Annotated in this window: 24 protein-coding genes; 20 read left to right on the plus strand and 4 right to left on the minus strand. The window is 62.9% G+C overall.

The window, feature by feature from the left end; all coding sequences use genetic code 11:
• Positions 1-19: 19 nt before the first annotated feature.
• The 3 genes from IPF85_RS13060 to IPF85_RS13070 are packed head-to-tail and all read right to left on the minus strand — an operon-like array spanning position 20 to position 2,182.
• Positions 20-1,126 (minus strand): family 20 glycosylhydrolase, encoded by a 1,107-nt coding sequence (locus tag IPF85_RS13060; protein WP_343408521.1) that lies wholly within the window; start codon positions 1,124-1,126, stop codon positions 20-22.
• Positions 1,120-1,467: a glycoside hydrolase family 20 zincin-like fold domain-containing protein gene (locus IPF85_RS13065; protein WP_343408522.1), complete on the minus strand. Its 348-nt coding sequence runs from the start codon at positions 1,465-1,467 to the stop codon at positions 1,120-1,122. The genes IPF85_RS13060 and IPF85_RS13065 overlap by 7 nt, the downstream gene beginning before the upstream one ends.
• A 43-nt stretch (positions 1,468-1,510) precedes the next feature.
• Positions 1,511-2,182, minus strand: coding sequence for a deoxynucleoside kinase (locus IPF85_RS13070; RefSeq protein WP_343408523.1), 672 nt, complete (start codon positions 2,180-2,182; stop codon positions 1,511-1,513).
• 368 nt (positions 2,183-2,550) lie between these two features.
• Here IPF85_RS13070 and IPF85_RS13075 point away from each other — a divergent pair, with 368 nt between their 5' ends.
• From IPF85_RS13075 to IPF85_RS13095, 5 genes are all read left to right on the plus strand, one after another.
• Positions 2,551-3,555 (plus strand): lysylphosphatidylglycerol synthase transmembrane domain-containing protein, encoded by a 1,005-nt coding sequence (locus IPF85_RS13075; RefSeq protein ID WP_343408524.1) that lies wholly within the window; start codon positions 2,551-2,553, stop codon positions 3,553-3,555.
• Entirely contained in the window at positions 3,548-3,904 is a 357-nt protein-coding gene (locus IPF85_RS13080) for a glutaredoxin domain-containing protein (RefSeq protein ID WP_343408525.1), read from the plus strand. The genes IPF85_RS13075 and IPF85_RS13080 overlap by 8 nt, the downstream gene beginning before the upstream one ends.
• 36 nt (positions 3,905-3,940) lie before the next feature.
• Positions 3,941-4,300 (plus strand): hypothetical protein, encoded by a 360-nt coding sequence (locus tag IPF85_RS13085; protein ID WP_343408526.1) that lies wholly within the window; start codon positions 3,941-3,943, stop codon positions 4,298-4,300.
• A gap of 109 nt (positions 4,301-4,409) precedes the next feature.
• Complete coding sequence (locus tag IPF85_RS13090) at positions 4,410-4,700, plus strand: hypothetical protein (protein WP_343408527.1); 291 nt, start codon at positions 4,410-4,412, stop codon at positions 4,698-4,700.
• A gap of 125 nt (positions 4,701-4,825) precedes the next feature.
• Positions 4,826-5,536, plus strand: a complete 711-nt coding sequence (locus tag IPF85_RS13095) for an alpha/beta fold hydrolase (protein ID WP_343408528.1) — start codon at positions 4,826-4,828, stop codon at positions 5,534-5,536.
• A gap of 12 nt (positions 5,537-5,548) precedes the next feature.
• Here IPF85_RS13095 and IPF85_RS13100 read toward each other — a convergent pair whose 3' ends face one another.
• Positions 5,549-6,796: a hypothetical protein gene (locus IPF85_RS13100; protein ID WP_343408529.1), complete on the minus strand. Its 1,248-nt coding sequence runs from the start codon at positions 6,794-6,796 to the stop codon at positions 5,549-5,551.
• A gap of 355 nt (positions 6,797-7,151) precedes the next feature.
• Between IPF85_RS13100 and IPF85_RS13105 the strand changes: the two genes are divergently transcribed.
• The 15 genes from IPF85_RS13105 to IPF85_RS13175 all read left to right on the plus strand — a co-directional run bounded on the left by IPF85_RS13105 (position 7,152) and on the right by IPF85_RS13175 (position 19,987).
• On the plus strand, positions 7,152-7,451 hold the full coding sequence (locus tag IPF85_RS13105; RefSeq protein ID WP_343408530.1) for a hypothetical protein: 300 nt from the start codon (positions 7,152-7,154) through the stop codon (positions 7,449-7,451).
• Positions 7,439-8,119, plus strand: coding sequence for a nucleotidyl transferase AbiEii/AbiGii toxin family protein (locus tag IPF85_RS13110; protein WP_343408531.1), 681 nt, complete (start codon positions 7,439-7,441; stop codon positions 8,117-8,119). The genes IPF85_RS13105 and IPF85_RS13110 overlap by 13 nt, the downstream gene beginning before the upstream one ends.
• The gene (locus IPF85_RS13115) at positions 8,116-8,334 is read left to right on the plus strand and encodes a hypothetical protein (RefSeq protein ID WP_343408532.1); all 219 of its coding nucleotides are present in this window, start codon (positions 8,116-8,118) and stop codon (positions 8,332-8,334) included. The genes IPF85_RS13110 and IPF85_RS13115 overlap by 4 nt, the downstream gene beginning before the upstream one ends.
• A complete protein-coding gene (locus tag IPF85_RS13120; protein ID WP_343408533.1) occupies positions 8,331-9,686 on the plus strand; it encodes a hypothetical protein in 1,356 nt (451 codons plus the stop codon). Before IPF85_RS13115 ends, IPF85_RS13120 begins: the two co-directional genes overlap by 4 nt.
• Positions 9,628-11,688, plus strand: a complete 2,061-nt coding sequence (locus tag IPF85_RS13125; protein WP_343408534.1) for a protein kinase — start codon at positions 9,628-9,630, stop codon at positions 11,686-11,688. Before IPF85_RS13120 ends, IPF85_RS13125 begins: the two co-directional genes overlap by 59 nt.
• Positions 11,655-12,050 carry a hypothetical protein gene (locus IPF85_RS13130; RefSeq protein WP_343408535.1) on the plus strand — a complete coding sequence of 132 codons (396 nt, stop codon included), beginning with the start codon at positions 11,655-11,657 and terminating at the stop codon, positions 12,048-12,050. Before IPF85_RS13125 ends, IPF85_RS13130 begins: the two co-directional genes overlap by 34 nt.
• Positions 12,051-12,057: 7 nt before the next feature.
• Entirely contained in the window at positions 12,058-12,297 is a 240-nt protein-coding gene (locus tag IPF85_RS13135) for a hypothetical protein (RefSeq protein ID WP_343408536.1), read from the plus strand.
• Positions 12,298-12,717 carry a hypothetical protein gene (locus IPF85_RS13140; RefSeq protein WP_343408537.1) on the plus strand — a complete coding sequence of 140 codons (420 nt, stop codon included), beginning with the start codon at positions 12,298-12,300 and terminating at the stop codon, positions 12,715-12,717. It begins immediately after the preceding gene.
• Positions 12,690-13,076 carry an SIR2 family protein gene (locus IPF85_RS13145; protein ID WP_343408538.1) on the plus strand — a complete coding sequence of 129 codons (387 nt, stop codon included), beginning with the start codon at positions 12,690-12,692 and terminating at the stop codon, positions 13,074-13,076. Before IPF85_RS13140 ends, IPF85_RS13145 begins: the two co-directional genes overlap by 28 nt.
• Before the next feature lie 57 nt (positions 13,077-13,133).
• Positions 13,134-13,523: a nitrilase-related carbon-nitrogen hydrolase gene (locus IPF85_RS13150; RefSeq protein WP_343408539.1), complete on the plus strand. Its 390-nt coding sequence runs from the start codon at positions 13,134-13,136 to the stop codon at positions 13,521-13,523.
• A gap of 7 nt (positions 13,524-13,530) precedes the next feature.
• A complete protein-coding gene (locus IPF85_RS13155) occupies positions 13,531-13,776 on the plus strand; it encodes a nitrilase-related carbon-nitrogen hydrolase (protein WP_343408540.1) in 246 nt (81 codons plus the stop codon).
• Complete coding sequence (locus IPF85_RS13160) at positions 13,713-14,018, plus strand: hypothetical protein (protein ID WP_343408541.1); 306 nt, start codon at positions 13,713-13,715, stop codon at positions 14,016-14,018. Before IPF85_RS13155 ends, IPF85_RS13160 begins: the two co-directional genes overlap by 64 nt.
• A 47-nt stretch (positions 14,019-14,065) precedes the next feature.
• Positions 14,066-15,262 (plus strand): CoA transferase, encoded by a 1,197-nt coding sequence (locus IPF85_RS13165; protein WP_343408542.1) that lies wholly within the window; start codon positions 14,066-14,068, stop codon positions 15,260-15,262.
• Between the two features lie 2,257 nt (positions 15,263-17,519).
• Entirely contained in the window at positions 17,520-18,407 is an 888-nt protein-coding gene (locus tag IPF85_RS13170; RefSeq protein WP_343408543.1) for a tyrosine-type recombinase/integrase, read from the plus strand.
• Positions 18,404-19,987: a tyrosine-type recombinase/integrase gene (locus tag IPF85_RS13175; RefSeq protein ID WP_343408544.1), complete on the plus strand. Its 1,584-nt coding sequence runs from the start codon at positions 18,404-18,406 to the stop codon at positions 19,985-19,987. The genes IPF85_RS13170 and IPF85_RS13175 overlap by 4 nt, the downstream gene beginning before the upstream one ends.
• Positions 19,988-20,106 lie beyond the last annotated feature (119 nt).

The following is a 20,106-nucleotide window of genomic DNA, read 5'->3' on the forward strand; positions in this document are numbered from 1 at the left end:
AGCGTGCGGTTGAGTCGGGTTACCAGGGAACCTGCGGTGAGCGGTAGAAGTTGACGCCAAGCGCCTGCAGGCGCGCGCCGTGTGCGGCCAGGCGTATGCGGAAATCGTCCCAACGGCAGCGGTTGGCCGGAGACCAGGCAATCTCGGCCAGGGCGGCCAGGCGCGGGAAGGCCATCCATTCGATGTCGGCCAGGGTGGTGAGGGTTTCGGACCAAAGCGGCGCTTCGATACCCAGGATGTCGTCCTCGGCCACCCCTGCCAGGTAGGTGGCCGGATCCCACTCATAGGTGTCCTTGATCTCCACGTAGCCGGCCCAGTGCAGCCCCAGGGGCGCGGCCGGGGTGTACTGCATGTCCAGGTAAGTCCTGCTGGCCGGTGACAGAATAACCTGCGAGCCTTGCTGCACCGCCGCGCGCGCGTCGTCGCTGTGCCAGTGCTGAACGACCGTGGAGGGCAGCAGGCGCGCGTGTGCGATCTCCTCCCAACCGATCATCTGTTTGCCGCACGCCTGCACCAGGGTCTGCACCCGTTCGATGAAGCGTCGGTAGGCGGCCGGCGGGGTGGCGGCTGTCTCGTCGCCGCCGATGTGGATGTACGGGCCGGGCGTTAGGCTCGCTACCTCGCCAATCACATCGGCCAGCCAGCGATACGTCCATTCGTCGTCGCAGTTGAGCGAGCTAAAACCAACGTCCGTGCCGGTATACAATGGCGGCGCCGCGCCATCGGCGTTGAGCGCGGCGACTGCGGCCAGCGCGGCGTTGGTGTGGCCGGGCATGTCAATCTCTGGGATGACCATGATGCCCTGGCGCTGCGCATAGGCGACGATGTCTGCGTAATCGGCCTGGGTGTAGTAACCGCCCGGGCCGCCGCCCACCGCGGTGGCGCCGCCGATCGCGGTCAGGGCCGGCCAGCGGGCGATGTGCAGACGCCAGCCTTGATCGTCGGTCAGGTGGAGATGCAGCCGGTTGAGCTTGTGCAGGGCCAGCAGGTCAATGATGCGCTTGATGGTGGGCACGTCGAAGAAATGGCGCGCCACGTCCAGCATGAAGCCGCGCCAGGCAAAACGCGGCAGATCGCGCACACTGCCGCAGGGCAGCAGCCACGGCCCCGGTTGCACCGTTACCACGCGCTGGCCGCGGGCAGGCGCTGGCGCAGGGTCTGCAAACCCCAGTGCAACCCGGCAGGTTGCGGCGCCGTCAGCGTCACCGCGTCCGGCTGGATCATCAGTTGATACCCTTCAGCGCCCAGGGCAGGGTCAGCGCCGACGGTGGTCAAGCGCAGCTGGCCGGCCGCCGGCGCGCCTGTGACCACCGGAAGTTCAAAGCCAGTGGCGGGGCGCAGGTGCGCGGCCAGGTCATGGCCCAACGCCAACAGCGGCGCGGTGGGCGGTTCCACCCTGATTTGGGTGTCCGCTGTCAGCACAAACGCGCCCTCTGCCTCATGCACGGACGCCGGATATGGAATCATTGGCTACTCCTGTCTGGTTCTTGTCATCATGATGATCCTCGTCTTAGAAGACCAGGGTTTCCTTACCGTGCAAGCGATCCTGAATGCGTTGGGCCACCAACGACAGATGAGACTCGTGCTGCACGTAGTTGAGATTGTCGGTTTCCACGACCAGAACCGGGCACAGCGTGAAACCGGCGACCCACTGCTCGTAAAGATCGTTCAGGCGCGCCAGGTAATCGGGCGACATGGTTTGCTCGTAGTCGCGACCGCGCTGGGCAATGCGATCGAGCAGGGAGGGCACCGACGCACGCAGGTAAACCACCAAGTGCGGCGGTTGTAAGAGCAGCGTGAGCGTGCTGAAGAGCGCGTAGTAGGTCTCCCAATCGCGCGCGCTCAGATGCCCTTGCAGGAACAGGTTGCGCGCAAAGACCTCGGCATCCTCGTAGACGCTGCGGTCCTGCACGACGGACTGCCTGTATTGCAGGAGGTGAAAATGCTGCTGCAAGCGCCGCGAGAGAAAAAACGCCTGTGAATGAAAGCTCCAGCGGCGCATGTCCGCGTAGAAATCGGACAGGTACGGATTTTCGTCAACCGCTTCGTAGACGGGTTCCCATCCCAACCGGTCGGTCAGCAAACGTGTGAGGGTAGATTTGCCGACGCCGATGTTGCCGGCCACGGCGACGAAGTATTTGGTGGTCAGGCTCTGCGTCATCGTCAGTTTGTTACATCCCATCCGAAATTGAATCCCGCACGATTTGGGTTGACACGACAAATTGCCTTCATCAGAGCACCTCCTGAGGAAAATTGACCGGGGGAAGATTGGCAAACGCGCTGGGTGACGCTGATTGTACCACAGGTGGGCAAAAGCCTGAAGAAAGCCTGAAGAAGGCCGAAAGATGGCCTAAAGATGGAAACACCGAAGCGCTATTTTTGCCTTTCTGCGCGTTTTCGCCGACAATGGCCCGGTGCTTGGATTCTCAATTTGTAGGGGCGCACCCTTGCGGTCGCCCACGCGGGCAGGCGCAAGGCCATGCCCCGCACCCCGGGTCATCGAGAAGTGCCTGGCCATTCTCACACCAAGAGGCAAAGGAATCTACGTTTATGTCTACACGCACCAAACTGATCGCCAGCACAGCGGTCATCGTTCTGATTGTGATTCTGTTTCCGCGCTTCGTGGACATGCCAGCGGCGGCACGGGCCTTGCAGCAGGCTGACCTGCGCTACGGCGCGCTGGCCTCCCTGGCGTTCATTGCCGGGCTGGCGGCCTATGCGCAGCGCTGGCGGGTGCTCCTGGCCGGCCAGCCCAGTCTCAGCGCGGCTTTTCAGGCGGCCAATGTGGGGCATGCGCTCAACATCCTGCTGCCGCTGCGCGCGGGCGAAGCGGCGCGGCATCGCTGCTGGGGCGCACGACTGGCCTGCCCCCTGGCTGAAATCACCGCCAGCGTGGTGGTGGAGCGCGTGATCGAGCAGGTGATGCGTCTGCTGGCGCTGGGCGGCGCCTTGCTGGTGGGACTGCGCTTGCAACTGGCGCCCAGGGCTGTGATGGGCGCGGTGGCGCTCGTCAGCCTGCTGGCCGGGCTGATGACCTGGGCGCTGCGCCATCGAGCGCAGGTGCTGGCGCGGGCGCCCGTCTTTCTGGCGCGCCTGCCGGGCATTACCGAGGCGCGCGCCCGTCGCGCCCTCGGCGGCGTCCTGGCCGGGGTCACGCAGGCCGTGACTTCCAGGCGCTTATCGGCCGCCATGCTCTGGTCGTTCATCACCTGGGGCTGCTTTGGCGCCTTTCACCTGTTGACGCTGGCCGCGCTCGGCGCCGATGGCTTGCCCCCAACCACCTGGGGGGCGCTCGCCCTGGGCACCCTCGTCCTGGCCCCGCCCTCCGCGCCGACGCAGCCGGGCATCTTTCATGCCACGCTGGTGGCGCCGCTGGCCCTGCTCGGCTTCGACCGCGCGCTCACCGCCTTTGCCATCCTCCTGCATCTGCAGCAGATGGTGTGGATGATCGGCCTGGCCCTGGTGGGCAGCGGTATGCAGGCGTTCAAGTCCGGCCAGGCTGTTGCCGTAGAAAGGGTTGTAGAAAAGGCTGCAGAAAGGGCTGAACATGGTTGAACCACTCACGCTCTACGGTGCGCCTACCTGTGAAGATACGGCGCTTGTGCGCCATCGCTTGCAGGTTCTGGGTGCGCCATTCATCGAAATCAACGTCGAGCGCGACGCCGACGCGTCCCGCCTGGTGGAGCAGTTGAACGGAGGTTTTCGCATCACCCCCACGCTGACCCTGGCCGGGCAGCCGGGACACCTGGCCGAACCGACCATCGAGCAGTTGCAGGATTGGCTGGCCGCGGCCCGGATTTCCTTCACCCCTCCGCGTGGGCTGGACTATCACGGCGAACTCGCCTCCCGCCCCCCTGCCCGGACTTTGCGCTGGCCGGCCACCCCGCGACGCCGTTTCGTCTGAGCAACCTGCGCGGACGCCACAAGGCGGTGATCTTCTTTGCGCATGACCATCGCTGCCTGGTCTGCGCCGGCTACGCCAAACAGTTGGCGTCCCCGCGCCGCGCTGACCGAAACGGACGCGGTGCTCATCTCCGTGCTGCAGGCTCATGAGGAGCAGGCGCGGACATGGGCAGAGGAATTCGCCGCCGGTCACATCGTCCTGGCCGATCCGGACGGCGCGGTCAAGCAGCGGCTGGCGGCTTATGTCAACGCTGATCGGGCGGGAGTCCTGGTGCTGCTGCTCGATCGCTATACCGCGCCGCGCACCCGCATCCAGGCTGCGGACGCCGGCGGGCTTCTGGCGCCTCATGAGCTGGCCGAATGGCTCTACTACCTCGATCGCGAATGCGCGGAATGAGACACCGGCGCGTGCTGGCCCGTGGGGCCGGAGTAGGGCAGTCGCCAAGACTGAGTAAAGGTTTCGCCTGGCTCATCGCGCTGATGGCTGTCGCGGGAGGCCTGGCGGCATGCCAGCCGGATGGCGGCGCCGCGGCCAACGCGCGCCAGGCCAACCAAATGACGCCGACCGGCGCAGCCGCGACCGTGGAGATCATCCTTGCGCCTGCGCCGGCGTCGTTCACAGCGACGGCCGTTCCCACACCGACTGCCAGCGCCACGGCAACGCCTGCGCCGACCGCCACGCCCAGTCCCACCGCCAGCGCCACGGAGACGCCAACGGCCATCCCCTCGCCAACGTCAACCAGCGCGCCGCCGGCCGTCCTGACGCCCGGCCAGGCCACCGGCTGGACGATTGCTGAGATGGCCGGCCGCGCTTACGGCGGCGGAACGTTGACCGATCGCGGCCAGGTGGACACGCCGACCGGTTTTACGCGCCCTCATCACCTATCCGAGCGATGGGCTGACCATCTACGGCTTCATCAACGTGCCGCCGGGGCCGGGGCCATTCCCGGTCATCATCGCCCTTCATGGTTATGTCGAGCCGTCGCAGTACGGCATCCTGAGCTACACCACGCGCTACGCCGATGCCCTGGCGCGCGCCGGGTATATCGTCATCCATCCCAATCTGCGCAATTTTCCGCCTTCGGACGAGGGGCCGGATGTGTTCCGTACCGGCATGACCGCGGACATCCTGAACCTGATTGCGATCGTCCAGGCGCAGGGCGGGCAGCCGGGGCTGCTGACCGCGGCCGATCCGCAGCGCATCGGGCTGTGGGGTCACAGCCTGGGCGGTGGATTGGCCCTGCGGGTGATGACCATCAGCCCGGTTGTGCAGGCCACGCTGCTCTACGCCGCGTTGAGCGGGGACGAGCAGCGCAATTTCGATTATGTCTATCGGGCCAGCGGCGGTAAGCGGGGTGCGGTGGAATACCATACGCCGCCGGAGATCGTGCATGAGATTTCGCCGCTCTTTCATTTGGAACGCGTGCAGAGCGCGGTCAGCATTCACCACGGCGGGGAGGATGCCGGCATTCCCCTGCCCATCGCCGCGGACCTGTGCGAGCGTTTGCAGCAGTTGGGCAAAACGGTGGAATGCTTCACTTACGCGGGCCAGGGGCACATCTTCAGCGGTCGCAGCGATGACCTTTTCATCGAACGAAGCTGGGCTTTCTTTGCGGCCCATCTGCGGCGCTGAGTCGCCGGTCGCTCACTGCGCCCAGCGCCAACTGCTGCCGTCGCGAGAGTCTTCCACGACGACGTTGTGGCCATCCAGCATGGTGCGAACCTGGTCGGCCAGCGCCCACTGGCTGTCCTTGCGCAGCGTCTGACGCAGCGTCACCAGGTCTGAGATCAACGGCGCGGCCGCGAAACCGCGCTGATTGGCCCCTTCCAGCCAGATAGCCAGCAGCGCCAGCATCTCACGCACCAACCGCTCGATCTCAGGCAAGACGGCTTCATGCAGGCTGCTGCGCCTGCCGGTTTGAATTGCCTCCTGCAGGGCATGAAGATAGCCCACCGCGCTGGCCGGGTTGCGCTCTTCGATCAACGCGTGACGAAAGACGCTGGCAACTTCGCTGGTTTGGTGGTAGAGCATCGCGGAGGGGTCCGTGGGCGGCAGACTGTCCGCGGCCGGGCGGCGATGGCTGCCCTGGTGGCGCAGCTCGTCGAAGGAGAAGGTTTCGCCGCTTCTGAAGACCCGATCGGCCGCACCGTCCAGGGTGCGGATAGTGACTGCGCCCTGGCCGAAGACGCGGCAGCACTGGCCGGCCGGCTCCATGACGCAGGCGGTGAATTCGTCAATGCCCAGGATCACGAGGGTGGGCGGCAGCATCTGCTCGAGCTTGCGCAGACGCGCCTCGCCCATGAAACAGCGCGAGGTGTCATGGGTCTCGCCGCTGCTGTTGTTCCAGTGCGGGACGACGGCCAAGTCCAGCCCGTAACGGCCCAGCAGGTCCAGCCCGTCGGTCCAGTGCAGCTCGAGACCGACCTTGTAGATTTCGTAGACCGGCAGGGTGAAACGCCCCATGGCGGTGACCGCGGCGCTGGCCAGCACCAGGTGGCTGCCGAAGGCCAGCTTGCCGGCCATCGTTTCGAAGACGGCCGTATTGCGCCAGGAGCGCACCGCGTAGGTGGGGCTGCCCGGCCCGGCAAACAGGTAGTTGGCCCGGCGCAGCTTGCGCAGCACCGCTTCCATCTCGATGGGGGTCGGATAGTGGGCGGTTGGAAACGAGATGGTGTCCAGAGTCAGGCCAAAGTGGGTGGCAAAGTATTCCACGGCGCGCTGCGAGATGCTGTCCACATTCAACTCGAAGTTGGCCGGTGTATCAATGAAAACCGGCGCCACCGTGCCCTTGATACCATCCATGATGTGCCGGTGAACATGAACCATCGTCGTCGTCATTTCCCCTGACCCCATCAGGGTCAAGGTGCCGGCTGTTTCGTACAAATGATGCATGGTGGGCCTCCCAGCGGTTTTTCGAACTCAGAACGGTGATCGGTCATCTCATTTGATCTCATTTGACGGAGGCGGGGCCGCAGAGTCACCGCGGATCGCGCCAGACGGCGGATGGCTTTCGATCGCGAGGGGGCGCGAGGGGGCGCGAGGGGGCGCGAGGGGGCGCGAGGGGGCGCGAGGGGGCGAGGGGGCGAGGAGGGGGGCGGGGGGGGGCGGGGGGGCGCGAGGGGGCGCGTTCGAAGGCAAGCCAACGCACTTGACGTAGCGCCTGCTGCCGGGTACACTGTGTCTATCGAATGTCAAGCAGACTCCGTCATCTGACAGACGTAGCATTGGAGCATGGGAGAACGTCATTATGGACGCCAGCATTCCGAGTGGGTTGTGGCCGTACTTCCAGGAGTATGATCCGCGTCAACTCAACTACGAGCAGGATGCCGATCTGATCGTTCAACGTACGCTCGAACACGGCACCTGGGAGGAAATTCGCTGGCTGATGACCGTTTATGGCCGCACACGCATCCGTGAGTTCGTCCGCCTGCACGGCGAGCGTATGCTTTCGGCCGCGACGTTCACCTACTGGCGCAAACTGCTGGATCTGCGACGTTGGCGTCACCGACCTTTTGCCCAGGAGGCCAGACAAGTATGGCCCTTCTAGCGCCTTATTGGCAGGCGTTGACGCCAGAAACCCGACATGCCTTCAAGATAGCGGCCGGGCTGCCCTTCATCGAGCGATTCTACCTGGCCGGCGGCACCGGTTTGGCGCTCTACCTGGGCCATCGCTTTTCAGTTGATCTCGATTTTTTCACATCCGCTCCTGATGCGGTTGGACCTGATGAACGGGCGGTGCTGCGCGCGGCTTTTGACGATCCCACTCTCACCATCAGCTTTGATAAAGACATGACCTTTGTGGCGAACTGGCGCGGAGTTGGCGTTAGCTTCTTTCGCCTGGCACTCTACCCGCTGGCGCAGACGCCGTATTTGCTCGACGGTGTGCCAATTGCCACCATCGAAGAGATCGGCGCCATGAAACTCGCCGCTATTATGTCGCGCGGCACGCGTAAGGACTACATTGACCTCTATTTCATCTTGCAGCAAGTACCGCTTGAGCAGTTATTCGAAGTTGCATCAGTGAAGTACGCGCGAGTGCGCACCTTTGCCGTCAGTGCGATCCGCGCTTTGACCTACTTCACCGATGCGGAAACCACCCCGATGCCCCAGATGATCCAACGCGTGGCCTGGCCGACTATCAAACGCTTCTTGGAGCGCCAGGCGCTTGACGCTGGTCGCAGACGCCTGGAAGATCTTTGGGGCGAAAACCAATGAGGCCAATTCTCGAAGATGCCATTTGGCAAACCGAGCGTCGGCTAAAACACTTCGAGGGTCTGCATAGAATGACGAGTGCAGAGTTCGTGCAGCGTTATGAAGACGACGAGTTCGAAGAATCGCTTGATTATGCTGATTGGATTGGCGAGTATCGCCTGCTGAGGCGGCTCAAGGAAAAGACGGATACCTATTGTCACGAAGGAGGAAGCTCATGATTCAACGCAGTCTTTTCTCCCACCCCGGACGGTGGTTGATCTCTCTGTTGTTCGTCGCGCTGACCGCTGTGTTGCTGACAGCCTGTTCGCTTGAAACCCCGACCCTTGCTCCCACCGACATCCCCACGCGGGTGTCGCCTACGGTTGCACGGCCAACCGACACGCCCACGCCGGCGCCGCCCGATGCCGTTACGCCGCTCGCACTCCCGCCCATCCTGCTGCCGGACGAGGTCATCGAGCAGGCGCAGCAGATCGCCAAAGACAGAAAATTGAAGTTGGACGGCGCTTGGGCGCGGGAGCGCACGACCGTTTACGCGGAGCCTGGCCGGGGCGCCATCTATCTGCTCAACGTGTTCATCATCCCCGAGGCCCTGCGCAGCGTGGACATGGCGCTCAGCGGCGCGCTCGACAACCAGGTGCTGGGCGTGCTCTACGTCACCCCGGCGGCGGCCGATCTGCCGTCCGATTACCTGGCGCCGGGGGTCTACGTCCTGGCGCTTGGCCCCAACGGCAAGCTGCTCAACTTCTTCGGCCAGGCGGGCGGGCCCAAGGCGCAGGCCGATCTGCGCACCTTCAAGAGCGATCTGGTCATGGCGCAGCCCTTCGCCTTCATCAGCAGTGAGCAGATGTGCCTGGCATGGGACGCCTTGCAGGTCTGCGGCCGCCAGCGCACCCCGCTGCCCGTGGAGTTCCAAAACGTGCTGGCGGAAGCGGCCGTTGGGCTGGGCGCCTCGCCGGAACTGTTCGCCATCGAGCGGGGTATGTTCGACATCGAAGGGGTCAACAACCTGGAGCGCTGCGCCCAAGCCGTCGCAGAAGGCAAGTTCGAGGCGTGCGAACCGTCCATCCTGGTGGCGCCGATCAATAGGGACGGCCTGGATGCGAAGCCGCCGCCTGAATATGACCCGCTGAAGAGCGGCAAGGCGCCACTGGCGGCCCCGGCCCGTGCGCCGCTGACAGAAATCGCCCAGGCCGGCCTGATCGGCGTCGCCGTGGTCTTCACCGAAACGATCGAAGAGGTCTACCGGGATGCGGAACTGACGAAACCCGCGCCGTCGCTGCCCGCCGACGCCTACCTGATGTATGACATCCTGTTCGCCAGCGATCCGCAGGTCGGAACCAACGACGGCCAGCCGATCACGCTGTCGCGCGTCGAGCTGCGCCTCTCGCCCGCGGTCAAATACTACCTGCCTGACGTGCGCAATGTGCCCTTGCTGGGTGCGCCGGTCAACAGTGATCCGCCGGCCGACCAGGAATCCGAAGTTGCGGCTGTCAATTTGCTTGTGAGGGTCTTTGGACGACAAATCTGCCTTTTCAGAGCGCGCGAATGCCCCCGCCTTAGAAACAACTGAGCACGCCGCGTTCATCGAACGGGTCGCGCGCTATGTGAGCGAAGGGCGCTGCGTGCTGTTCGTCGGCCCGGACAGCGGCGAATCGGACAGCCGTTTCCAGGGCCTGCCCACCAGCGGTCAGTTGGCGGATGAAATGGCGACGGCCGTGGCCTACCGCGGCCGTTACGTCTCATTTCCGCAGATGGCGCAGGTCTTCGAAGAGCGCCGCGGACGCCAGGCGTTGATCCAATTCCTGCGCGCGCGCATCCACGCGCCGACGCTGCGCCCGCTGCCGCTGCATCGTGACATCGCCCGGCTGCCCTTTCGGGTCATCATCAGCGGCGGCTGGGATTCCCTGCTGGCAGAGGCGCTGCGTGAGCAGCGCGTGCCTTTCGACCTGCTACGCCCCGCCATGCAGGCCGCGGTGGATGAGTCACGCGTCTTACTCTACCAGCCTTATGGCAACCTGACCACGTTCGACGACCCCGGCGACCTGGTCATCACCCAAACCGATCAGGCCGAGGTCCTCAGTCGGCCTAAGTTCCAGGGCCTGCTCGATCGCCTCAAAGTGGCCCTGCGTGAACGCCCCCTGCTCCTGATCGGCTACGCGCCGGCGCCTGGCGACCTCTTCGTGCGCCTGTACGAGGCCATTCGCCTCTCACAACGGGAATTCACCCCGCCCGCCTTCGCCGTGCAGTCGCTGGGCCGTGAGGATGACATCGCCGCGTTCGAGACCAACGGCATTGCGGTCATCACCCAGGAGCCGGGCGCGTTCCTGCGCGAGCTGGCAGAGGCTGTGGCTGCCCTGCGCGGCCAGCCATTTGACCTGGTTGAACCGGCGCAGATGTCCGATGCACCGCGCCTGACCGTGGATGAGCTGACACGGCAGGGTGCGGCGCTCGATAACATCATGAACCAGATCGGCATCGCCACGTTGGTTGACCAGACCGATGTGCCACTGCTCAGCGAAGAGCAACTGCGCGACATCCAGGCCATGCGCGCAGCTTATGAGCGCCTGGCGCGCGCCTTCGACCCGGCGCAATCCTCGGCCGCGACCTGGCTGCGCAGCGGCAACCTGGAGTACGCCCGGCAGAACTACAAGCGCGCGGCCGCCTATTACCAACAGGCGCTGGCCGCCGCGCCTGATTTGGCCGAAGCACATCACAATTTGCATTATGTCTACCTGGCGCTCGGCGACTTACCGGCCAGCCTGGAGGCTTACCAACGTGCGGTGACACTGCAGCCGAACCTCGCCATCTTACCGCCGCGCTACCGCATCGAGGCCATCCAGGGCATCGGCGGCGTCGGCGTGGTTTACAAAGCCTGGGACACGGAGCAACAGCAGCCGGTCGCGGTCAAGGTTTTACAGCGGTCGCAGGCGCAGACCGAGCGGCTGCTGGCCGGTTTTCGGCGTGAGGCCAACACCCTGCGTACACTCGATCACCCCGGCATCGTCAAGCTGCTCGATTTCGGTGAGTACCGGGGCAACTACTACATCGTCATGCCCTTTCTGGCCGGAGAAACGCTCAAGGAGGCGTTGCGCAACGCCAAATCTGACAATCAACCAGTGTCGCTTGACCGCGCCTACCGGCTCATCGGCCAGGTATGCGCCGCGCTGACCTACACCCATGCACGCGGCATCGTCCACCGCGACCTCAAGCCCTCCAACATCTTCCTGGCGGACGATCAGGTCAAGCTGATTGATTTTGGCCTGGCCCGCTCCCTGGCGCCCGGTCAGCAGTCCACCACCAACCTGGTCAGCGGCACGGTGGACTACATGGCGCCGGAACAGGTGGAAGGACGGCTGCCCGACGTGCGCTCCGATGTCTACGCCGCCGCGACCGTGCTCTACGAAATGCTCACCCTGCGCAATCCCAGCCAGGGCGCCTTTGTCCCCGCCAGTGAAGCTGCACCCCGGACTCGACGACGCCTTCGACCTGGTGATCGAGAAGGCGCGCCAGCCGCAGCCGGAGGGCCCGCTACCCCACGATGGCCGATTTCCACAGCGAACTGGCGCAGGTGATGCTGACCCAGGCCGCCAGTTCGAATGCGCCGCTGGCCTTGCGTGCGGTGAGTCGTATCGCGCGCGGCGCACGGCTGGCGACCGAACGCGGCTGGTGGGCCATCCTCCTGGCCGCGGCCGTGCTCGGCTTTGGACTACCCCTGCTCAATGTCGCGCCCAGCATCAGCAGTCAAACCCGCTATGTGGCCGTCATGCTGATCATCGGCCTGGCGGGGGCGACCCTGACCGATTGGTTTGCGACCGCCGTGGCGCGCCGTCAACGCAGCGCGTTGATCGTGGCCTACGGTCGCGATAGGCGCCGCATTTGGTCTGCTCAATGCCATTTTCTGGCTCAAGAGCTTTCGCCCAGAGGACATTCCTAATCTAGGCGTGGTTGAAGCGGTTGATTTTGCCCTCATTCTGATCTTTTGTTTTGCCAGCAGCATGGTGACGCTGCTGCTCCTGCATCTGCTCATGTTCACCGGCGGACTCCTGGCCCAACGGCTCGGACGGCGTTTCAGTGACGGCTTTTTCGTCACGGCTCTGCTGCTCTTTCTGGGGTTCATTGCACTGACCGCGGTTGTGGAACCTGGCTGGCTCGGCGGGCAGTTGGGAGCGCAGGCGCCATGAGTGCATTCCTGTGGTTTTCCGACCTGGCCGAACATCTGGCCGACGGCAGCCTGGCCCCTGTGGGTCGGCGGCGATGTTCCGCAAACCCTGACCGGCGTGCCCACATGCCAGGCGTTGGCCGCTGACCTGGCGCAACGCTACGGTCTGGCGACCGGTCTGCCCCTGGCTGAGGTGGCGCAGCGCCTGGCCCGCCGCGGGCAGCGATGGGAATTCACCGATTTCCTGCAGCGGACGTTGGGCGCCGCCGACCACGGCCCGCAGTCGTGGCACGCCTTGCTGGCGAGTTTGCCGGTGAGCCATTTCATCGCCACCGCCTACGATGACCTGCTGGCGCGTGCCTTGCGCGCCGGCAGCCGCCCTTCGATCACTTGGTGCAGGCCGGCCAGGTGGCCTTGCGCACGCCGCGCGCCGTCAGCCTGATTCAACTCTACGGCTGGGTGGCTCAGCCAGACACCCTGGTGGTAACGGAAAATGACCACTTGCAACTGTGGGAGAATGCGGCGAAAAAGGCGCTGCTCGACCGTGTGCGCGCCATTCTGGAGGAGCATCATCTGCTGATTCTGGGGCAAGACCTGACCGATCCCACGTTCAAGCAACTGTGGGCCAACACCCTGGGCCGTTTCGGCGCGCTGACGCCTGCTGCCTATGCCGTGGCGCCTGGCCTGTCAATGGCAGCGCAGGCGGTCTGGGAAGATCGCCATATCCACATCTTGGAGGACGCGCCGTTGGCCGTGGTGGAACGGCTGCACGAACTCGGGAACCGCCCCCAAAGCATGTAGGAGGAATGATGCAACGTTTTACGGCTGCCTGCGCGCAATTTGCCATCACGCCGATGGATGCCACGGCCAATATCGCTAAGCCCGGCGCTTGGGTCCAGCGCCGCGGATCAAACCGGCGCCCAACTGATCGTGTTGCCCGAAACGGTGACAACCGGCTTCGTCCCCACCGTAGGCCCGCTTGAACTCTGGGACGCCATGGATGAAATTCCCGGTCGTCTCTCGGAGCCGATCCAAAAGGCCGCACAGGCGGTTGGCGCTTACGTGGTGCTGCCCTCGTATGAGCGCGGCCCGCAGCGGGGCGTCGTCTACAACTCGGCGCGCTGCTGGGGCCAAACGGCGACGTGCTCGGTATTTACCGCAAGACTCATCTTTTCCCCACGGAACGGATCAACGGGCCGGCTGCGCCCGGCGCGGCTGCAGCAACGGCTGGTCAACGCCCGGCCATGAGCCGGTGGTGATCCAAACGCCCCTGGCCGCCATTGGCATCACCATCTGCTACGATGGCGGCTTTCCCGAACTCTACCGCGCTGAGGCGATCATGGGCGCGGAGGTCATCGTGCGCCCCACGCGCTGCTGCGCTCGTTCGAAATCTGGGAACTCACCAACCGCGCGCGCGCCTACGATAATCACGTCTACATGGTGTCGTGCAATGCCGTCGGCCCCGACGCCGGAGGCAACTACTATTTCGGCCACAGCATGATCGTCAGCCCGATTGCGCACAAGCTGGCGCAGGCCCGCGGCACCGAAGAGGTCGCCTTCGCCGAGCTGGACCCCGACCCGATCAAGTTCATCACTTATGGCACGCCCAGCCCCATGATCTTCGATCACTTGCGCGACCGCAACCTCGCGGCCTATCAAAACATCCTGACCCCGCGCACAGCCGCTTCGAGCCGGCGCGCCGATCGTAACGCAAGCCGCCGGCTTGCCCCACCCCGATCGTAACGCAAGCCGCCGGCTTGCCCCACCCCCCTCAGAGTAAGGAGATTCTCGTGGAACAAGCCTCTGTCCTGCAAGGCATCCAGGTTCTCGACATGACCGAGGCGCTGGCCGGCCCCCTGTGCGCCATGATGCTCGGAGACCTGGGCGCGGACGTCCTGAAGATCGAGCGCCCTGGCAGCGGTGATATGTCACGCGGCTGGGCGCCGCCCTATGTGGGAACGGAAAGCGCCTATTTCCTGAGCACCAATCGCAACAAGCGCAGTATGACCCTCAACCTCAAACACCCCGCCGCGCAGGCTGTTTTGCATCAACTGGTGCGCACAGCCGACGTGTTCGTGGTCAACCAGCCCAGCCTGGAATCGCTGCGCAAGCTGGCCACAGACCCTGACACGCTGTGGGCCATCAACCCGCGCCTGGTCTACTGCGCCGTCAGTGGATTCGGCTTGACCGGCCCCGAAGCCGGCCAGGGCGGCTATGACGTGGTGGCGCAGGCGCGTTCGGGTCTCATGGCGCTGACGGGCGAGCCAGGCTCAGGCCCGATGCGCTATCCCATCCCCCTGAGTGATGCGACCTGCGGCGTCTACAGCGTCATCGGCATCCTCTCCGCGCTGCGGGTGCGCGAACAGACCGGCCGCGGTCAACTGGTGGACATGGCCCTGCTCGACGGCCAGGTCTCCTGGTTGACGCACGTCGCCGGGCCTACTTCGCCACCGGTCAGCGGCCCAGCAAAATTGGCAACACCCATGCGACGATCGTCCCCTATCAGTCCTTCCGTGCGCGCGACAAGCACATGGTGGTGGCCGTGGGCAGCGAACGCCTGTGGCAGCGCTTTTGCCAGACGCTTGCAATCGAACAGACGGTCGGCCAGGACCCCGTTTCCGCACGAACTCGGATCGCCTGCAGCACCGCGCCGACTTGATTCCACTGCTGGCCGAGGTGTTTGCCACGCAAGACGCCAGCTTCTGGCTGGAACGGCTGCGCCGCGGACATTCCCTGCGGCCCCATCAACGAGGTGGATGGAAGCCCTCAACGACCCGCAGGTGGTGGCGCGTGGCATGATCGTAGAGCAAGAACATCCAGTAGTTGGGCCGGTGCGTTCGGTGGGCAACCCGGTGCATCTGAGCGAAACCCCAGTCAGCTATCGCCTGCCGCCGCCCAGCCTGGGCCAACATACGGTCGAGGTGCTGCGCAGCCTGGGCTATGCGGATGAACAGATCGAGCAGCTCAGGGCCGAAGGCGCGGCATGAGCGAATCCCGGCGATGCATGCCGGTCGCAATAGGCCTCAAATTTCACGCCAAGACGCAAAGGGTGAAGTGACTGCCGTGGCGTCTTGGCGTTGGATCCTTTTCTATCAGGCGCTCCGGTAAGGCAACACGCTGCCCGCCGGTCCCAGCGGCGTTTTTTGCCACGAATGACACGAATTCCACGAAAGTATACAGGTACCGCTGATGGTCTCCTTGACCCGGTTGCCGTCCGCGTCATAGGTGTAGCCAGAGGCGCCGTGCTTCCCTGCTTCACCTGCTGCAAGCGGTTCTCCGCATCGTAGACCAGGGTGTAGGTCACGCCGCCCACCGTGCGCCCGGTCATGTTGCCGTTGCAGGGCAGAATCAGCCACGAATGACACGAATTCCAGGGGCTTTTCGTGGCAATTCGTGGCCGAAATCCCGACTGATTGAGCAACTTCCGTCCGTAATAGCCGCGTGATCATCACCGATTTCGGGCGCTATCTGGTAATCAGTTCACAGCAAAGAGCATCATGACGAAGTCATGTTTTTCTTGACAAGTATCGGTTTGCCATGCTCTTGTTCCCAGCGTCGCGATGCCACAATATAGCTCAAATTGCTTCCAGCGCCTATCGCACCAATAGTGGTAAACACAAAAGCGACAACCAGTAACAGAATCAAATCGCCAGTGACAGGCAAAGATCGTACAATTAGCAAGGAAATTCCTCCGACAAGAGGTGCCAGTCTCAGAGCAAGTGTTGTTGATCTCTTTATATTCTTCGCGCGAGTTTGCACTGAAAAAGCCTCAGTGGAAAGATCAATCACTCCCGTTGTTTGATCAAGGATCCGATGATTTCGTGCGGCATTTTCTCGCGTTCAGGAGATTTGAGAGTGATCTCGTATGTTTGTAGACCTACGACAGACAAAACTACAAGCATCCCAAACCCACAATCATTGAAAAACTGTCGACCATACCCCACGTGAGAACGTACCAAGCAACGGTACCATAAGTAAGGCTCAGAAGAACCATGAGAACGACAAAGAAGCACTTGATGTGGACAAGTCGTCGTGTGCTGAAATGCAACAATATGCCAACAAATGGAATTCCAATCACAGAGAGTAGCCAAATCCATGTTGGAAGCACTATACCGATCGTTGGTGCAGTAGCAAACAGCGAAAGTCCCATCGGAATCATGAAAATTCCGCTAATGATACCCATGAATAATGCGGAGAAACGCGCATGTCGTGGGTCAATGAATCGTTGGATTAGTTGATGCATCGCACCCTCTTGGTTTCAGTTCTCAAAGCGTACGCCATGAATCAACCTCAATGTGGCAAATGATATCGAACCAGGGCTCTCGCACCTGGAGCAATCCAATTATCCCACGCCAGGCTGAGACCTATGGAACCCCCCACTTCGCCCAAAATGACTGCAACCCCAGGCGCCCAGGGCGCAGCAACCTGAGCTCCAACTCCAATCGCTGCTCCACCAAGGTCAGAGACAAGCCATCCGGCTCCATCAACAATCAAATCGGTAGCCGTCTCCCAACTCCAGAAATCGCCGTGATTGGCATGTGCAATCAGATTTGGTCCAACAGACGCAAGAGCCCCAGCGAGGAGAAAAGGGCCATCGCCGCCTCGCCCCGCAGTCCGTATTGCGTTCATGGCACGTGAGCTATTTGCCACTCCGGGATTGAGTCCAATTCTGCGCAATGCGGCAGCAGAACCGGCCGCCACCCAGTATTCCTGACCATTCCTGCCAACAACCTTGTAGATTGAGTATCCTTCCCTGGTATTCACGAACCCAAACGCATAATCGCGAATGTCTCCCTCCCCCCTTTTGTATAAAGTGACCATCGTGTCTGGTGAAAACAAGGCGTCCCAACTCCAGGAATTCGCTGTCCCTCCCTGATTGGCAGTGACTTGCCCTGGCGTTGGCGTACCTAGCGGTGGTGTTGGAGCCGGCAACGGCACTATCACCGGCCTTGATGATCTGGGAGGCGTGGTACCACAACCACCATCTACGCTTGTGCCACATACCGCTGCGTGTCCGCTGGGGTCGCTAAACCTGACAGAATTATTCAGGGCATAGCTGTATCTGTTCAGATTTTGCGGATTTCCTGCATTCGGGACCAGCGTATCGGCCTGAGTGAACCTTCCCAGCGCCGATCACTTATCTTAACCGGCAGCCGTTCACTGCTGGGGCACATGTGCGCCTCCTGGGAGTAGAATGGGTGGGGATTCCAATCACACCCATCTCATTCCACAGGAGGTACCGTTATGCTAACCGAGATCGAATGCTTCGTCAATTGGGTGCGGCGTCGCAACCCTGATGCGCGCACCTGGCGGGATTACCGTGGCGATTTGCGACAGTTTGCAGACCTCGTCGGCGACCTGCTACCGGCCGCCGTCACGTTGCGGGATATTGACCGCTTCGTGAGGCAACAGGCCAGCCAAGGGTGTCAACCCAGCACAATCAACCGCCGCCTGGCTGCCATCACTGCTTTCTACACATTTCTTGCTGACGAAGACACCACGTTGGTCTGCCCCGTATTGCCGCACCGGCATGGGTTACGCGAGCCACAGCGCCTGCCACGACCCGTTCAGCAAGATGCCATCCGCAAATTCTTCGCCGTTATCACTGACCCGCGCGATCGGGCGATGTTTCTCCTCATGCTACGCTGTGGCCTGCGCATCTCGGAGGTCGCGACGCTGCGACTCACAGACCTCTTTCTGGACGAAACGCTGCCCCGCATGATAATTCACGGCAAAGGCAGCAAGGATCGCACGGCCTACCTTTCGCCGCAGGCTGAACAGGCTGTACGTACCTATCTGGCCGTGCGCCCGCACGTCACCTGCGACGCCCTCTTCGTCAGCTACCAAGGCCAGGGTCTCTCCACTACGGCCATCCATCTGCGTTTGCTCGCCTACCGTACACAAGCCGGTGTCACCCTCACCGCCCACCGTTTGCGCCACACCTTCGCCAACGACCTGCTCAACGCTGACGTGCCGGTGACTACCATCCAGAAACTGCTTGGCCACGCCTGGCTGGAAACCACGCAGATCTACGTGGCTGCCAATGATCGTCAGGTGCAAGCCGACTACAATGCCGCCTGCGCACAAATCGAGAATTGGGCTGACACCGCGCCTGCGGGAGGCGCATCATGAACCCTAAACGCATTCCCGATCATTTAGTTGCCCAACGCTACGACCAGGCCCTGCACTACGGCCACGATCAACGTATGCCGCCTGCTGTGCCGCGGCCCCAGCCCACGGCCGCCTGGCCAACCGAGAACATTGCATTCCTGGAACGCTATCAGGCGTGGCTGCTCAGTGGCGGCGCTAGTCTGCCCGTTATCAGAATCCTCTACATCCCCATGGCCGGTCACGTCTTGGGCCTCAATCTTAAGCCACATAGCCAACTCGACCTGGACACCGACCTGGCCAAGGCGCTCGCCTACATCCAAGCCAAACAACTGAGTGCCGAATGGACCGACATGTGTCGTAACGCCCTGGCCAAGTTTCGCCGCTTCCTACGTCATGAGCGGGGTCAACTCGAAAGCAAGGCCCACCCGTTTGAGGTGACCCTACATACCGCCGGTCTACCGCAGTGGCTTGTGTCCGAACTGACGCGTTATCAACACCTCCGTCAAGCCAACTGGCGCCCCGCTCGGCTGGAAGACAACATCCGACGCTTCTGGAGCGGCCACCTCCGTCTCTGGCGCTGGCTGTGCGAACACCATGCCGTGACCCAGTTAACGGATGTCAAACGCCAATACATCCTGGACTATGTGGATCACCGCTTGGCTGCCGGTTATGCCGCCAAAAGCATCAACCAAGACCTGCGCGCCTTGCACGCCTTTGTGCTCTTCCTGCAAGACAACGATCACCGGGTGCCGCAGGCGTTGCTGCGCCTGCGCTATCTCAAGGAACCGGATAGCCTCCCCCGTTTCTTGACCGACGATGAGGTGCGTCGTTTGCGCGCTGACTGCGAGCAACGCGTCGCTCAGGCCAAGCTATCGCATCAGCACCGCGATGCCCTGCTTGATCGCGCCGCCTTCTACCTCATGTGGCAGGGCGGGCTGCGCCTGGGTGAGGTCGAAGAACTGCGCCTCGACGATCTCAATCTGACTGCCCGCCAACTCACCGTCCGCCGGGGCAAGGGGCAGCAGGATCGCACCGTCTATCTCACTGATATCACCGTGCAGGCGCTCCAAGCCTATCTGGCCGGGCGCGGTATGGGGCCAACCAACCACGTCTTTCTCTACCGCAACCAACCGGTCTGCAAGGACTTACTGCGCAGTCGCATCAAGGCTGCTGGCGTACGCACCGGCATCAAAGTCTACCCCCATCGCCTGCGCCACACCTGTGCCACGCAACTGCTCAACGCCGGCTGCCGCATCACCTCGATCCAAAAGCTGCTGGGACACCGTCGGCTCAACTCCACCTTGATCTACGCGCGCGTCCACGACCAGACCGTCGCGGCTGACTACTTCGCCGCCATGATACGGGTCGAACAACGCCTCGATCTGACTCCAGCGCCCCCAGCCGACCCACCCCCGCCAGTCAACGACGTTGTCACCGAGGAGACCTCGCTGGCGCTGCTCGCGCGCCTGGCCGTGCCGGCCCTGCCTGACGCAGAACGGCTGACCCTGGTAGCGCAATTGCGCCGTCTGCTTCAGTCCCCAACACCGCTGGCGCCGCCACCTTCGGTCGTACCCCCCACGTGTGCCGCACCAACGCCGTGATTCAGGCAAGCTGCCGGCGTAGACGGCAGAAACTGGCGAACGTCATCACCGACGATGTTGGCGCTGGGCAGAGTCAAAACTGGCTCTGCCCAGGTTCCAATTGCCGCAACTGCACTGCT

Source organism: Candidatus Amarolinea dominans, assembly GCF_016704685.1.
Classification (GTDB): Bacteria; Chloroflexota; Anaerolineae; order SSC4; family Amarolineaceae; genus Amarolinea; species Amarolinea dominans.